15 protein-coding genes are annotated in these 15005 nt (G+C 65.4%); 5 read left to right on the top strand and 10 right to left on the bottom strand.

What is annotated here, in order from left to right:
• Positions 1 to 9: 9 nt before the first annotated feature.
• The 7 genes from dapB to dnaK form a co-directional block, all read right to left on the bottom strand.
• Positions 10 to 825, bottom strand: a complete 816-nt coding sequence (gene dapB / locus QCM77_RS07920) for a 4-hydroxy-tetrahydrodipicolinate reductase (protein WP_279660142.1) — start codon at positions 823 to 825, stop codon at positions 10 to 12.
• A 280-nt stretch (positions 826 to 1105) separates the two neighbouring features.
• Positions 1106 to 1417, bottom strand: coding sequence for a DUF1330 domain-containing protein (locus QCM77_RS07915; RefSeq protein ID WP_106947328.1), 312 nt, complete (start codon positions 1415 to 1417; stop codon positions 1106 to 1108).
• A gap of 21 nt (positions 1418 to 1438) precedes the next feature.
• Positions 1439 to 2149, bottom strand: a complete 711-nt coding sequence (gene pyrF, locus QCM77_RS07910; RefSeq protein ID WP_279660143.1) for an orotidine-5'-phosphate decarboxylase — start codon at positions 2147 to 2149, stop codon at positions 1439 to 1441.
• A 6-nt stretch (positions 2150 to 2155) separates the two neighbouring features.
• The gene (locus QCM77_RS07905) at positions 2156 to 2734 is read right to left on the bottom strand and encodes an NADPH-dependent FMN reductase (protein WP_279682741.1); all 579 of its coding nucleotides are present in this window, start codon (positions 2732 to 2734) and stop codon (positions 2156 to 2158) included.
• Between the two features lie 57 nt (positions 2735 to 2791).
• Positions 2792 to 3391, bottom strand: coding sequence for a class I SAM-dependent methyltransferase (locus tag QCM77_RS07900; RefSeq protein WP_279660145.1), 600 nt, complete (start codon positions 3389 to 3391; stop codon positions 2792 to 2794).
• 88 nt (positions 3392 to 3479) lie between these two features.
• Positions 3480 to 4613: a molecular chaperone DnaJ gene (gene dnaJ, locus QCM77_RS07895; protein WP_279660146.1), complete on the bottom strand. Its 1134-nt coding sequence runs from the start codon at positions 4611 to 4613 to the stop codon at positions 3480 to 3482.
• 260 nt (positions 4614 to 4873) lie between these two features.
• A complete protein-coding gene (dnaK, locus tag QCM77_RS07890; RefSeq protein WP_106943974.1) occupies positions 4874 to 6775 on the bottom strand; it encodes a molecular chaperone DnaK in 1902 nt (633 codons plus the stop codon).
• Positions 6776 to 7171: 396 nt separating this feature from the next.
• Between dnaK and QCM77_RS07885 the strand changes: the two genes are divergently transcribed.
• Entirely contained in the window at positions 7172 to 8113 is a 942-nt protein-coding gene (locus QCM77_RS07885; RefSeq protein WP_279682739.1) for a hypothetical protein, read from the top strand.
• A gap of 169 nt (positions 8114 to 8282) precedes the next feature.
• The gene (pncA, locus tag QCM77_RS07880; protein ID WP_279682737.1) at positions 8283 to 9005 is read left to right on the top strand and encodes a bifunctional nicotinamidase/pyrazinamidase; all 723 of its coding nucleotides are present in this window, start codon (positions 8283 to 8285) and stop codon (positions 9003 to 9005) included.
• 77 nt (positions 9006 to 9082) lie between these two features.
• Here the strand turns inward: pncA and grpE are convergent, their stop codons facing one another.
• Positions 9083 to 9688 carry a nucleotide exchange factor GrpE gene (gene grpE / locus QCM77_RS07875; RefSeq protein WP_279682735.1) on the bottom strand — a complete coding sequence of 202 codons (606 nt, stop codon included), beginning with the start codon at positions 9686 to 9688 and terminating at the stop codon, positions 9083 to 9085.
• A gap of 96 nt (positions 9689 to 9784) precedes the next feature.
• Positions 9785 to 10873 carry a heat-inducible transcriptional repressor HrcA gene (gene hrcA, locus QCM77_RS07870; RefSeq protein ID WP_279682733.1) on the bottom strand — a complete coding sequence of 363 codons (1089 nt, stop codon included), beginning with the start codon at positions 10871 to 10873 and terminating at the stop codon, positions 9785 to 9787.
• 181 nt (positions 10874 to 11054) lie between these two features.
• Here hrcA and rph point away from each other — a divergent pair, with 181 nt between their 5' ends.
• Genes rph through hemW form a run of 3 tightly spaced genes read left to right on the top strand, consistent with a single transcriptional unit; the run spans position 11055 to position 13556 of the window.
• Positions 11055 to 11768: a ribonuclease PH gene (rph, locus tag QCM77_RS07865; RefSeq protein ID WP_279682731.1), complete on the top strand. Its 714-nt coding sequence runs from the start codon at positions 11055 to 11057 to the stop codon at positions 11766 to 11768.
• Positions 11769 to 11779: 11 nt separating this feature from the next.
• Positions 11780 to 12415 carry an RdgB/HAM1 family non-canonical purine NTP pyrophosphatase gene (gene rdgB / locus QCM77_RS07860; protein WP_279660152.1) on the top strand — a complete coding sequence of 212 codons (636 nt, stop codon included), beginning with the start codon at positions 11780 to 11782 and terminating at the stop codon, positions 12413 to 12415.
• Positions 12402 to 13556, top strand: a complete 1155-nt coding sequence (gene hemW, locus QCM77_RS07855) for a radical SAM family heme chaperone HemW (protein ID WP_279682729.1) — start codon at positions 12402 to 12404, stop codon at positions 13554 to 13556. Before rdgB ends, hemW begins: the two co-directional genes overlap by 14 nt.
• A gap of 147 nt (positions 13557 to 13703) precedes the next feature.
• On the opposite strand, the gene QCM77_RS07850 is transcribed toward hemW, so the two are convergent.
• Complete coding sequence (locus QCM77_RS07850; protein ID WP_279660154.1) at positions 13704 to 14957, bottom strand: penicillin-binding protein activator; 1254 nt, start codon at positions 14955 to 14957, stop codon at positions 13704 to 13706.
• Between the last annotated feature and the right edge of the window lie 48 nt (positions 14958 to 15005).

Raw genomic sequence — 15005 nt, 5'->3', positions numbered from 1 at the left:
CCGTTTCGTTCAGATGTCAGACAGGCCGAGCACGTCGGCCATGGAGTAGTGCCCCGGCTTCTTGCCGTGCGCCCAGAGCGCGGCCTTCAGCGCGCCGTGGGCGAACAGCATGCGATCCTCGGCGTGATGCGACAGCGTCAGGCGCTCGAACGGGCCGAGGAAGTTCACGCTGTGATCGCCGGCCGCGGTGCCGCCGCGCAACGACGCAAAACCGATGTCACCGGGCCGGCGCGCGCCGGTGATGCCGTCGCGGCCGCGCGCCGCATGCTCGTCGAGCGCGATGCCGCGGCCGGCCGCGGCGGCCTGGCCCAGCATCAGGGCCGTACCCGAGGGCGCGTCGATCTTCATGCGATGATGGGTCTCGACGACCTCGATGTCGAAGCTCGCATCGAGCGCCTTGGCGACGCGCTTGACCACGGCGGCGAGCAGATTGACACCCAGGCTCATATTGCCGGACTGCACCACGACGGCGCGGTTGGTGACGCTTTTGATCACGGCATTGTCCGAGCCGGAAAGGCCGGTCGTGCCGACGACGTGGACGAGGCCGCGCTCGGCGGCGATCGCGACATTGGCGATGGTGGCGGCTGGCACGGTGAAATCCAGGATGCCGTCGGCGTCCTTCGACATCGCCCAGAGATCGGCGGAGAGCTCGATGCCGTTGGCCGGCAGCCCGGCGAGCACGCCGGCATCCTTGCCGAGCAGCTCCGAGCCCGGCGCCTCCAGCGCTCCGACCAGCACCGCGCCTTGGCTTTCGGCAATCGCCCGCGTCAGCGCCCGGCCCATCCGGCCGCCGGCTCCAGCAACAATCAAGCGCATGTCGGACATGGTGTGATCCTCTCACGGCCGTTGTAGCGGGGGGACGCAGTTCCGGCAACCGAGGGGGGATTGGGGGCGCTCTTACCTCTCCCGGAGGGCAGGTCGCCTGCGGCATCCTTCGAGACGCCCGCCTGCGGCGGGCCCTCAGGATGAGGTCGCGGTTCGCAGCGAGATATCAGACCCTCATGGTGAGGAGCCCGCCAAAGCGGGCGTTCCGGACGATGCTCTGCATCGCCGGGCGAACCATGCAGGCCGAGCGCCTTCGGCGAGGGTAAGAGAAGTTCGCGCCTCAGCCGTCCGACGGCTGCGGGCCGTCATAGCCCTCGATGATGATGAGGTCGGCGATGGAGTGCGGCTGGCGCACCTTGATGTTGGCTTGGTATTCCGGCGAGTTGTAGCAGGCGATCGCGGTCTCGTAGTCCGGGAATTCGATCACGACGTTGCGGGTGCGGCTGGCGCCTTCGACGGTGGTGAACTTGCCGGCGCGGACCACGAAGCGGCCACCCCATTTCTTGAAGATCGGACCGTTGGCGACGGCATAGGGCTTGTAGCCCTCGTCGTTGCTCACATCGACGCGCCCGATCCAGTAACCTTTTGCCATTGTCCTTCTCCCTGTTGTTGATTAGCCGAGCGCCTGCGCGATCTCGGCCTGGATGGCGTCCGCGGTCGCCTTGGGCTCGGTAGCTTCGACCACCGGCCGTCCGACGACGAGATAGTCGGCGCCAGCCGTGATTGCACGTCCCGGCGTCATGATGCGCTTCTGGTCACCGGTCGCCGCACCCGCCGGCCGGATGCCGGGGGTGACGAGGTTCATCTGATGACCGACGATCTTGCGCAGGGCACCCACTTCTTCCGGAGAGCAGACGAGACCGTCGACGCCGAGCACCTGCGCCTGCTGCGCGCGCGCTTCGACGAGCTCGGAGACGCCGAGCCGGAAGCCTGCCGCGTGCAGATCGTCGTCGTTGTAGGAGGTCAGCACCGTGACGGCGAGGATCTTGAGGTTGGAGCTGCCGCGGCCTTCGACGGCGCCCTTCATGGTCTGCGGATAAGCATGCACGGTGAGGAAGGTCGCACCCAGCCTGGTGATGCTTTCGACGCCTTGCGCCACGGTGTTGCCGATGTCGTGCAGCTTGAGATCGAGAAAGATCTTCTTGCCCTTGTCGGCGAGCTTGCCGACCAGCGGCAAGCCGCCGGCATAAGCGAGCCGATAGCCGATCTTGTAGAAGGTGACGCTATCGCCGAGCCTGTTGACCATCGCTTCCGCGGCATCAACGCTGGGCAGATCGAGCGCGACGATCAGGCGGTCTTTCGGGGCAATCTCGGCTGGCGTCATGTCACCTCACATCATGCGTTGGGAAATGTCGATCAACTGCCGCACCAGCTCCTTCAACGCGGCGATATCGCCCTCGTGCTTCAGCCTGTCCATATCGTCATAGGCCTGGTCGGCAAAGGCGAGCGTGAGCTGGCTGGCGATCACATTGGCGTGGCAGGAGCTGAGGATCAGCCGCAACGCCTGCAGCGCGCGAGCCGCGCCGAGCCGGCTCTGCGAGGCGCCGGCGAGCGCGAACACGCGGTTGCGGAACACCTCGCCGCGCGGTTCGTGCAGCTCATGCACGCGGCTGACCCAGTCGATCGCGTTCTTCAGCAGCGGCGGCACCGAGGCATTGTATTCGGGCGAGACGATCAGCACGCCATGATGCGCGCCGATCATGCGCTTGAGATTGATCGCGTGCTTGGGCACACCGGACTTGGCCTGCAGATCGCCATCGTAGATCGGCAGCGGAAAATCGGCAAGCGAGATGCGGGTGATGTCAACACCGGCCTGGGCGAATTCACAGGCGGCGACCGCGGCCAGCTTCGCATTGTGCGAGCCGGTGCGCAGCGAGCCGGGAATGACCAGGATTTTGGGTGCGGACATCCGCTTCCATGCGTTCGGCGAAACGAGTCCGCCACGCAAAGAGGGATGCCGGCGGAATTAGTCCTTGCGATACACCCAGACGCGGGCCGGCGGAAGGTTCATCCAGATCCGCTCCGAGGCCTCTGTGGACACACCGGGCAGCGATTTCGGAATCGGCGGCACCACCGCATAGGTGAACTGCACGAAGGGCGCCCCGGGCGCGAGCGCCGTGAAGGCGTCGCGGACGAGCCGCAGCCGCGTCAGCATCGGTTTTGTGACCAGCGGCAGGCCCGAGACGACAGCGGAGGCCGGCGCGCTCAAGACGTTCCAGAGCGTGTCGCGCAGGCGATAGGCATCGCCCTGCACCACCTTGGCCTGCGGATAGCGGTCGCGCAGCAGGGCGCAGAAACCGGGATTGTATTCGACCAGGACGAGGCGCTTCTGGTCGACGCCGCGCTCGACCAGGGCCGAGGTGATGGCACCAGTGCCGGGCCCAAGCTCGACCACCGGCGCGTCCGAATTGATTTCGACGTAACGGGCCATGGTCCGAGCCAGCAGCTTGCCCGACGGCATCACCGCGCCCATGTGGAGGGGCTTTTCGATCCATGACCGGAGAAAACGCACCTCGTCATCGAGACGGGGCTTCTTCAACGCACGCGCGGACGATGGCAATGGCATGTCGGGACCGGACGGGACCGCGTGACCGCGGCGTGTCAGAAAATGGTCACAAAGAGGTATAGGCCGAAGGCGGTACGGTCAAGCCGGGTCAATTCGCCCGATTACCGAAGAAATCCTTGACCTTGGTGAAGAAGCCCTCGGATTCCGGCTGGGTGTTGCCGGAGGAGAGCTTTTCGAACTCGGCCAGCAATTCCTGCTGCTTCTTGGTGAGATTTTGCGGGGTCTCGACCACGACCTGGACATACATGTCGCCCGTCTGGCGCGAGCGCAGCACCGGCATGCCTTTTGATGCAATGCGGAATCGACGGTTGGACTGGGTCCCGGGAGGCACCTTCACCTTGGCCTTGCCCTTCTCGATGGTCGGCACCTCGAATTCGCCGCCAAGCGCCGCCGTCACCATCGAGATCGGCACACGGCAATGCAGATCGGCGCCGTCGCGCTGGAAGAACTGGTGCTGGGCCAGCGACAGGAAGATGTAGAGATCGCCGGGCGGGCCACCGCGGACCCCGGCCTCGCCCTCGCCGGCGAGCCTGATCCTGGTGCCGTCCTCGACGCCCGGGGGAATGTTGACCGACAGCGTCCGCTCGCGGGTGACACGCCCCTGACCCGAGCAGGACGGGCAGGCGTCCTCGATCATCTGGCCGCGGCCCTGGCAGCCCGGACAGGTCCGTTCCAGCGTGAAGAAGCCCTGCGACTGCCGCACGCGTCCGGCGCCGCCGCAGGTCGAGCAGGTCTTCGGCTTGGTGCCGGCCTTGGCGCCGATGCCCGAACAGGCCTCGCAGGTGACCGAGACCGGGATCTCGATCTGCGCGGTTTTGCCGCCAAAAGCTTCCTCGAGCGTGATTTCCATGTTGTAGCGCAGATCGGCGCCGCGCTCGCGGCCGCCGCGGCCGCCGCGCTGTCCGGCCATGCCGAACAAATCTTCGAAAATGTCGGAGAACGAGGAGGCGAAGCCCGCGCCGAAACCGGCGCCGCCACCGCCACCCTGCTCGAAGGCGGCATGGCCGTAACGGTCATAGGCGGCCCGCTTGTCCTTGTCTTTCAGGACCTCGTAAGCCTCGTTGATTTCCTTGAACTTGACTTCGCTGGTGTCGTCCCCGGGATTGCGGTCTGGGTGAAACTTCATCGCCAGCTTGCGGAACGACGATTTCAGGACGGAATCGTCGGCATTGCGTTCGACTTCGAGGGTTTCGTAATAGCAGCGCTTGGTGGACGTGGACATGATGAACTCGGTCTATCCGATCGCGTTTCAAGTCGGAGCGAAGCAACGTCGCCATGCGACGATATAAGCGCTCCTACGCCTTGCGGCAGAGGGCAGCATGGCGGCGTTCAGCATAGCGGCTGGGAATTGATCGATCGTAACGGGGCCGATTTTAACAGAGTCTTGGCCCGTCGAGCCCGACACGATGGCCTCCCCCGCGAGGGAGGAGGCCGTTGGCGCGTGTGGGGTCCAAGCCGTCCGCATCATCACCCTCGCGGGCTTCAGGCGGACTTCTTGTTGTTCTTGTCGTCGTCGACTTCGGTGAATTCCGCGTCGACGACGTCGTCCTTGGCCGCATCCTTCTTGGCGTCGGCCTCGGCCTGCTGCTTGTACATGGCCTCGCCGAGCTTCATCGACGCCTGGGCCAGCGTTTGGGTCTTGGCCTTGATCGCCTCGGCATCGTCGCCCTTCAGCGCTTCCTTGAGGTCGCTGACGGCATCCTCGATGGCGCGGCGCTCGGTCTCGGCGACCTTCGAACCGTGCTCGGCCAGCGCCTTCTCGGTCGAATGCACCAGTCCGTCCGCATCGTTCTTGGCGGTCACGGCCTCGCGGCGCTTCTTGTCCGCCTCGGCATTGGCCTCGGCGTCCTTGACCATCTTCTCGATGTCGGCTTCCGACAGACCACCGGAGGCCTGGATGCGGATCTGCTGCTCCTTGGCCGTGGCCTTGTCCTTGGCCGAGACGTTGACGATGCCGTTGGCGTCGATGTCGAAGGTCACCTCGATCTGCGGCATGCCGCGCGGGGCCGGCGGAATGCCCATCAGGTCGAACTGACCGAGCATCTTGTTGTCGGCCGCCATTTCACGCTCGCCCTGGAAGACGCGGATGGTGACCGCATTCTGGCTGTCCTCGGCGGTCGAGAACACCTGGCTCTTCTTGGTCGGGATCGTGGTGTTGCGGTCGATGATGCGGGTGAACACGCCGCCCAGCGTCTCGATGCCCAGCGACAGCGGGGTCACGTCGAGCAGCAGCACGTCCTTGACGTCACCCTGAAGCACGCCGGCCTGGATCGCGGCGCCGATCGCCACGACTTCGTCCGGGTTGACGCCCTTGTGCGGCTCCTTGCCGAACAGCTGCTTCACGACTTCCTGGACCTTCGGCATGCGCGACATGCCGCCGACCAGCACCACTTCGCCGATCTCGGCGGCGGTGAGGCCGGCATCCTTCAGCGCCTTGCGGCAGGGCTCGACGGTCTTCTGGACGAGGTCGTCGACCAGCGCCTCGAACTTGGCGCGGGTGAGCTTCATCGTCAGATGCTTCGGGCCGGTCTGGTCCGCGGTGATGAAGGGCAGGTTGATCTCGGTCTGCGTCGTCGACGACAGCTCGATCTTGGCCTTTTCAGCGGCTTCCTTCAGGCGCTGCAACGCGAGCTTGTCGTTGCGCAGGTTGATGCCCTGCTCCTTCTGGAACTCGTCGGCCAGATAGCCAACGAGGCGCATGTCGAAATCTTCGCCGCCGAGGAAGGTGTCGCCGTTGGTCGACTTCACCTCGAACACGCCGTCGCCGATTTCGAGAATGGAGATATCGAACGTGCCTCCGCCGAGATCGTACACGGCGATCGTGCCGGTCTTGGTCTTGTCGAGGCCATAAGCGAGCGCGGCCGCGGTCGGCTCGTTGATGATGCGCAGCACTTCAAGGCCCGCGATCTTGCCGGCGTCCTTGGTCGCCTGGCGCTGGGCGTCGTTGAAGTAGGCGGGAACGGTGATGACGGCCTGGTCGACCTTCTGGCCGAGATGGGCTTCCGCGGTCTCCTTCATCTTCTGCAAGATGAACGCCGAGACCTGGGAGGGCGAGTAGGTCTGGCCGTCGGCCTCGACCCAGGCGTCGCCGTTGGAAGCCTTCACGATCTTGTACGGAACGAGCTTCTTGTCCTTCTCGACCATCGGGTCGTCGTAGCGGCGGCCGATCAGGCGCTTCACTGCGAAGAAAGTGCGCTCGGGATTGGTGACGGCCTGGCGCTTGGCCGGCTGGCCGACGAGGCGCTCACCGTCGTCCGTCACGGCGACGATCGAAGGCGTCGTGCGCATGCCTTCGGAATTCTCGATGACTTTGGCGTTCTTGCCATCCATTACGGCAACGCACGAATTCGTGGTGCCGAGGTCGATCCCGATGACCTTTCCCATGGTCCTGATATCCTTGTTTTTGCGGCAGGCTGGTTGGGCCCAGAAGGCACCCGAACCGAAACCCCCTAAGATCAAACATTCGCGATATTGCGATGGTTGGGGGTCATATAGGAGGGGGGGAGGGGCCCGCAAGGACCGAACGCAAGTTTCGGCCGTGAAAACATTGGGTTTTGGAAGATCATATCCGGGCTGAACCGCCCTTGCGGGTGAGGAATTATTAACAGGTTCGACGATCGGCCGGCATCCGCCATCGCGTTCCGCCCCGCCCTGTTGCGGCAAGACCAAACCCGCTAAAAGGTGGGCAGCCGACCGGCCTCGTATCGGGCTGCCTCGCGCGACAAAGCGGCCCGGTCGCCGACCATCGAACGGCCTCAATGTGAACCAATCAGAGTGCCCATGAAGCTGATCCGCCCCCTCGCCGCGCTCGCCCTCCTCGTCGCCTCGGCGCTTCCGGCTCTGGCTGCCGACGCCGTTTTCCCGCCTGGCTTGCGCCTCGGCATGGTGCCGTTGGTCGGCCTCAACACAGCCAAGACCTTTCCCGGCTTCGAGAGCGAGGACGGCAGCGTCAAGGTACTGATCACCGAGCTGCCGCCGGCAGCCTATGGCGAGGTCGTGAGCGCCTTCAATTCCAATCCGGCCGGAGCCAACGGCGTCAAGCAGGACAAGATCGAGACGCCCGCAGGCCTGGCCTATTTCACCACCGAAAGCGGCAAGGCCGGCGATACCCCGGTGAAGCGCTATTCGATGATCGTCCCGGGCGCCGGCTTCTCCGGCTATGTCGCGGTGCAGATTCCGGAGAATGCGACCAAGATTTACACCGACGAGGCGGTGCGGCAGATGTTTGCGAGCGTCGCCACCCGCAAGCAGGTCTCAGCCGACGAGCAGATCGCGCTGATGCCGTTCAAGATCACCGATCTCGCCGACTTCAAGGACGTCCGCACGCTGGCGCCGGGCTCGAGCATCATCCTGGCCGACGGCGACGAGAGCACAGGCTATGAATCGAAGCCGTTCATGATCCTCGGCGTGATCGGCGCCACCCCGCAGCAGGCCGACGACCGCGCCCGCTTCGCCCAGGAGGCGGCGCTCCAGATCCCCGGCGTGCGCGAAGCGCGCGTCACCATGTCCGAGCCGATCCGCATCAACGGCCAGCAGGGTTTCGAGACCCGGATCGACGGCGTTAGCGGCAAGGACAAGACGGCGGTGACCGTGGTGCAGTGGATCCGCTTCTCAAGCGGTGGCGCCTCGCTGCGCATCATCGCCAGCGCCCCGCGCGAGCAGTGGTCGCCCGCCTTCACCCGCTTCCGCGCGGTGCGCGACGGCATCCAGCCGAAGGGCTAGCCCGACACTCGGCGTCGTCCCGGCGAAGGCCGGCCTACGCCGGGACGACAATGATATCGGGTCAGCAGCCCGGCCACTCGCCAGAACCGGCTGCATTTTCGGGCTTCTGTTCGTACCCAAGCGGAACTAGGCTTCACCTCCGTTGGATCACCCTGAGGGGAGGCGAATGATGCTGGATCGGCGACATATCTTGGCGGCGCTTGGAACGACGGCGCTCGCGACCCTCGCTCCAACCGCGCTCTTTGCAGCGGCATCGATCAAGCCGGACGATGCGTCCGTGCTGCTCGTGATCGACGTGCAGAACTGCTTCCTGCCCGGCGGCAGCCTCGCCGTGAAGGAAGGCGAGCAGGTGGTGCCCGTCATCAACAAGATGGCCAAAGCGTTTTCGAATGTGGTGATGACGCAGGACTGGCACACGCCCGGTCACGTCTCGTTCGCGTCGGTGCATTCCGGCAAGAAACCGTTCGAGACCGTCGATCTTCCCTACGGCAAGCAGGTGCTGTGGCCGGACCATTGCGTGCAGGGCACCGACGGTGCCGCGCTGTCGAAGGATCTTGCGATCCCGCACGCCGAGCTCATCATCCGCAAGGGTTTCCACAAGGACGTCGACAGCTATTCGGCTTTCCTCGAAGCCGACGGCAAGACCTCGACCGGCCTTGCCGGCTATCTGAAGGCGCGCAAGATCAAGCGCGTCTTCGTCGCGGGGCTGGCGACAGATTTTTGCGTGGCCTGGACCGCGCTCGACGCCCGCAAGGCGGGCTTCGAAGTCTATGTGGTGGAAGACGCCTGCCGCGGCATCGACAATCAGGGTTCGCTCGCAAAAGCTTGGGCCGATATGGCCAAGGCCGGCGTGAAGCGGATTCAGTCTGCGGATATCGCGGCGAGCGCGTAGGCGCGGCTAAAAACTGCAAGACCCTCATCCCGAGGAGCGCGCTTGTTCGCGCGCGTCCTCACCATGAGGATTGAGAGCTACACCGGCTCGTTGCTGTTGGCGGCGGGCGCGGCCTTCGCGCCGCCCTTGGCGACACCGACCAAAGCGGGACGCAGCACGCGTTCGCCGATGGTGTAGCCGGCCTGCATGACCTGCACAACGGTGCCCGGGGGCACCGACGCATCAGGCACCTCAAACATCGCCTGCTGGAAGTTCGGGTCGAACTTCTGGCCCGAGGGGTCGAATTTCTTCACGCCGTGTTTTTCCAGCGCGTTGAGCAGCGAGCGCTCGGTCAGCTCGACGCCCTCGATCAGCGAGGCCAGGCCGGGATCAGCCGCCGCACGAGCTTCGGCCGGAACGGCATCGAGCGCGCGCTGCAGGTTGTCGGCGATGTCGAGCACGTCGCGGGCAAAGCCGGTGATGCCGTAGAGGCGGGCGTCAGCGACCTCCTTGGTGGTCCGCTTGCGCAGGTTCTCCATCTCCGCCAGCGTCCGCAGCATGCGGTCGCGCGCCTCGGCGACTTCCTTCTGCAACACCTCGACCGAGCCCAGCTCCGGATCGTCGGGCATGATGTAGGGTTTTGACACCACGGGCTCGCCGGCCGCAGCAGTCGTGTCTTCGGGTTGCCGGTCTCGATCGGTCATCGGCTCTCTTTTCGCATTCGTCTCAGGGGGTTTCTGGCCCGGATATCGTGCTTCGGGCGCCGAAAAGCAAGCGCCCGTGATCGGGGGAAACGCCGGTCAGCCCCCCAGAAGCTGGCTGACGATGCGGGCCGCGTAATCCACGGTCGGGATCACGCGGGCATAATTCAGCCGCGTCGGCCCGATTACGCCCAAAACGCCGACGATATGGCCGGCGGCATCCCGATAGGGCGAGATGATGGTGGACGAGCCCGACAGCGAGAACAGCTTGTTCTCACTGCCGATGAAGATCCGCACGCCTTCCGCGGTCTCGGCCCGGCCGAGCAGGTCGATCACGCCGCGCTTGGTTTCGAGATCGTCGAACAGCAGGCGAACGCGCTCCAGATCGTCCAGCGCATGCAAATCTTCGAGCAAATTGGCGTGGCCGCGGACGATGAGCTGGCGGTCCTCGTTCTCGCCGCCGGACCAGTTGGCGATACCGGCGGAAATCACCTTTTGCGTGAGCTGATCGAGCTCGGCACGGGCCTCTCCGAGTGCGGTCTCGAGCTCGAGCCGCGCCTCGGCCAAGGTCCGGCCGCGGATTCGCGCATTGAGGAAATTGCCGGCCTCGGTGAGTGCCGAGGAGGGAACCCCGAGCGGCAGCACCAGCACGCGGTTTTCGACCTGGCCATCCTCGCCGACCAGGATCACCAGCGCCTTCTCCGGTTCCAGGCGGACGAATTCGATATGTTTCAGCCGCGCATTAGATTTTGGCGTCAGGACGACTGCGGCGGCCCGGGTCAGGCCGGACAAACGCGTTAGTGCCTCCTCCAGCGCAGCCTCGACTGATTGCGCCTGGCCGACGGAGGCGAGCTGACTCTGGATCGCCTGCCGCTCGGCCTCGGTGAGGTCGCCGATCTGCATCAGGGCATCGACGAAGAAGCGCAGGCCGAGTTCCGTTGGCAGCCGGCCGGCGGAGGTATGCGGGGCGTAGATCAGGCCGAGCTGTTCCAGGTCGGCCATGACGTTGCGGACCGAGGCCGGCGACAGCGGCATGGCGATCAGGCGCGAAATATTGCGCGAGCCCACCGGCTCCCCGGTCGCGAGATAGCTTTCGACAATTTGACGAAAGATGTCGCGGGAACGCTCGTTGAGCTGGGCGAGGCCCGCGCGCGGCGCGATCAGATGGATCGGATCGTGATGGGCCACTGACGGTAACTCCTCTCGGATCCACGTAATTTGTCTATCCCGGGCGCTTCTGACAAGCGTGGCGTTCGCGGATGGAAAAACGGGGGTGAATAAGGCCTTGATCTTCCCCCTTGCCGCCCACCCTCACCCCACCTACAAGCACCGCGAACAGCCCTTTTCCGAGAGTTTTGGAGGAATTCCCATGCGGCCAAGCCGCCGTGCGCCCGACGAATTGCGCCCCGTGACGCTGGAGCGCGGCGTGGTCAAATATGCGGAAGGCTCGTGCCTGGTGAAATTCGGCGACACCCATGTGCTGGTCACCGCCACGCTGGAAGACCGCCTGCCGCCATGGCTGAAGGGCCAGGGCCGCGGCTGGGTCACCGCCGAATACGGCATGCTGCCGCGCGCGACCTCGGAACGCACCCGCCGCGAGGCCTCCGCTGGAAAGCAGAGCGGCCGCACCGTCGAAATTCAGCGCCTGATCGGCCGCTCGCTTCGCACCATCATCAATCTCGAAGCGCTCGGTGAGCGCCAGATCACGGTCGATTGCGACGTGCTCCAGGCCGACGGCGGCACCCGCACGGCCTCGATCACGGGTGCCTGGGTCGCGCTCGCCGATTGCGTCAATTGGATGAAGGCGCGCAACATGATCAAGGCCAACGTGTTGCGCGACAACGTCGCCGCGATCTCCTGCGGCATCTACAACGGCACGCCCGTGCTCGACCTCGACTATGCCGAGGATTCCGAAGCCGACACCGACGCCAATTTCGTCATGACGGGCGATGGCCGCATCATCGAAGTCCAAGGCACCGCGGAACGCGAGCCGTTCACGGAAGCCGAGTTCCTGGCGCTGATGGCGCTGGCGCGCAAGGGCGTCGCGCGTCTCGTGGACTTGCAGAAACTGGCGGTAGCGTAGTCAATAGGCCGATGCATCGCCGAATCACCGGAAAGCTCGTCATCGCAACCCACAATCCCGGCAAGCTCGCCGAGATGAAGGAGCTGCTCGCGCCATACGGCATCGAGGCGGTGTCGGCCGGCGAGCTAGGCGTTCCCGAGCCGGAAGAAACCGGAAACGATTTCCGCAGCAATGCCGCGATCAAGGCGATCGCGGCAGCGCAGGTGACGAAGCTTCCGTCTTTCGCCGATGATTCCGGCATCGTGGTCGACGCGCTCGATGGCGCGCCCGGCATCTACTCGGCGCGCTGGGCCGGTCCGAACAAGGATTTTGCCGCGGCGATGGCGCAGATCGAACGGCTGTTGCAGGAGCGCGGCGCGACCACGCCCGCCAAACGCAAGGCGCATTTCGTTTCCGCGCTCTGCGTTGCATGGCCCGACGATCATCTCGAAGAGGTCGAGGCGCGCGTCGACGGCACGCTGGTGTGGCCGCCGCGCGGTACCGCCGGCTTCGGCTACGACCCGATGTTTTTGCCCGACGGCCACAGCCGCACCTTCGGCGAGATGGAGAGCATCGAGAAGCACGGCCTGCCGCCGCTCGGTCTTGGGCTGTCGCATCGTGCCCGCGCCTTCGTGAAACTGGCGGAGATCTGCCTTGAGCCGCGCTAAGGAAGCCTTCGGCGTCTACGTGCACTGGCCGTTCTGCCTGTCGAAGTGCCCCTATTGCGACTTCAACAGCCATGTCCGCCATGTCGCGATCGACGAGGCGCGTTTTGCGTCAGCATTCGCCCGCGAGATCGCCGCGACCGCCGAGCGCGCGCCCGGCCGTGAAGTTACCTCGATCTTTCTCGGCGGCGGCACACCCTCACTCATGCAGCCTGCAACCGTCGGCGCTGTGCTCGACGCCATCGGCAAGCACTGGACTGTGGCGAAAGACGTCGAAGTCACGCTGGAGGCAAACCCGACCAGCGTCGAAGCCACACGCTTTGCCGGTTATCGCGCCGCTGGCGTCAACCGGGTCTCGCTCGGCGTGCAGGCGCTCGACGATGCCTCGCTGAAAGCGCTGGGCCGCCTGCACAGCGCGCGCGAGGCACTCGATGCCGTCGCGATCGCACGCCGCTCGTTCGATCGTTATTCGTTCGATCTGATCTACGCCCGTCCCGACCAGACGCCGGAGATGTGGGCCGATGAATTGCGCCTCGCGATCGATGAGGCGGCCGAGCATCTGTCGCTCTATCAATTGACGATCGAGGAAGGCACGCCGTTCTTCGGCCTGCATCAGGCCGGCAAATTGAAGACGCCGGATGAAGCGATCGCGCGCGCGCTCTACGACGTCACGCAGGAGACCTGCGACAAGCTCGGCCTGCCCGCCTACGAAATCTCAAATCACGCGCGGCGCGGCGCCGAGTGTCGGCACAATCTCGTCTATTGGCGCGGCAACGAATACGCCGGCATCGGTCCGGGCGCGCACGGCCGCCTCGACATTGACGGTATCAGGCACGCCACCGCCACCGAGAAGCGCCCCGAAGCCTGGCTGATGCGGGTCGAGACCAACGGCCACGGCCTCGTCACCGACGATCTCCTCAACAGCGAAGAGCGCGCCGACGAATTCCTGCTGATGGGATTGCGCCTCGCCGAGGGCATCGACCCCGAGCGTTACAGGGCGCTGTCAGGCCGCCCGCTCGACCCCAAGCGCATCGTGTTGCTGCGCGAGGAAGGCGCGATCACGGTGGATGCAACGGGCCGGCTGCGCGTGACGAGCAGCGGTTTTCCCGTGCTGGACGCGGTGGTTGCGGATCTGGCGGCGTAAGCTCTCTCCATCGTCGTCCTGGCGAAAGCCAGGACCCATTACCCCGAAGAGCAGTTGCAGCGTAAAGCTGACAACCACGAGTCTTCGCAAAACCACTTCCTGTGGTTATGGGTCCTGGCTTTCGCCAGGACGACGTCGAGGAACCAATTACGCCCCAAAACTCTTCGGCGAGCCCGCGACCGCAACGCCGCCGCCGGTCGTGACCTTCATCACCGCGAGACCACGCTCGTTGGTGCCGTCGGCGCGGAAGCGGAACAGGCCGTCGATCCCGGCAAAGCCGGAGGGATTGGTGAGCACGTCGGATGAGAAGCGCGTCGTGCCTTGCGTGCGCGCCAGCGCGGCGACGAGGGCGACGGCGTCATAGGCGAGCGTCGCGGTGCGCACCGGCTCGGCGCCGTATTTGGTGCGATAGCGGCCGGAGAAGGCGCGGAAGCCGGCCGGGTCCGGCGCGGCATAGAGGCCGCCTTGCAAGCTTGAGCTGGCATAGACCCGCGGACTGTCCCACAGGCCGGTGCCGAGCAGCTGGATATTGCGCAGATTCGCACCCGCCGCACTCATCGCATCGGCGACCGCGACGACGGCGTCGCCATCATCGGCGATGAACAGCGCATCGGCGCTGCCGAGCTGCTGCGCGACGGTCCGTGCCGGCGCCGCGCGATCGGCGCCGTATTTTTCGAACGCGACGATGCGTCCGCCGCGGCGCGGCACTGCCGCCTTCACCGCGGCCTCGACCACATTGCCATAGGCATTGTCGGGCACCAGCACGGCGACGGAGCGCTTTCCGATGCTGGTGGAATATTCGACGATGCGGTTGACGTCGGACTCCGGCAGGAAGCTCAGCAGAAAGACGCCGCGGCCGGCGATGCTGGAATCGGTCGAGAACGCCATCACCGAGATGCCGCGCGTACGCGCGATCTGGGCCACCGCAGGCACCGATTGCGCGAACAGCGGCCCCAATATGATCTCGGCGCCTTCGTCGACCGCCTGCTGCGCGCTCGCCTGCGCGCCTTGCGGGCTGCCATTGTCGTCCTTGATCAGGAGCTGGATGTTGGGATTCTGGAACTCGGCCAGCGCCATCTCGGCGGCGTTGCGCATCGACTGCGCGGCAAGGCCCGCATTGCCGGCCGCCGAGAGCGGCAGGATCACGGCAACCTTGACCCCGCCGGTGCCGGCGGTCGTCGCCTGTTGCGGCGGGCCGGCCGGCTGGGCCGGAGGCGAGGAGGAGCTGCTGAACGGATTGGAGAACTGGCTGAGACTCTGTTGCACGCCGGCGCAGGCCGACAGCAGCGGCGCGCCGAGCAACAGGCCAAGCGCGCTCCGCCGGGTCGCCCCTGATATCAGGGGCCCCTGAACGGGAGACTCCTCCGAGAAGGAAGATCTGGGATCACGCGGGCCCGTCATGGCAGCTTCTCTTCTGACCGGCCGTCGCCAGCCGGTCACAACAACTCT

Origin of the sequence: Bradyrhizobium nivariense (genome assembly GCF_029846695.2) — a bacterium.
Classification (GTDB): domain Bacteria; phylum Pseudomonadota; class Alphaproteobacteria; order Rhizobiales; family Xanthobacteraceae; genus Bradyrhizobium.
Note: the sequence above shows the minus strand (reverse complement) of the source record. Positions and strands in the feature narration are given on the sequence as shown.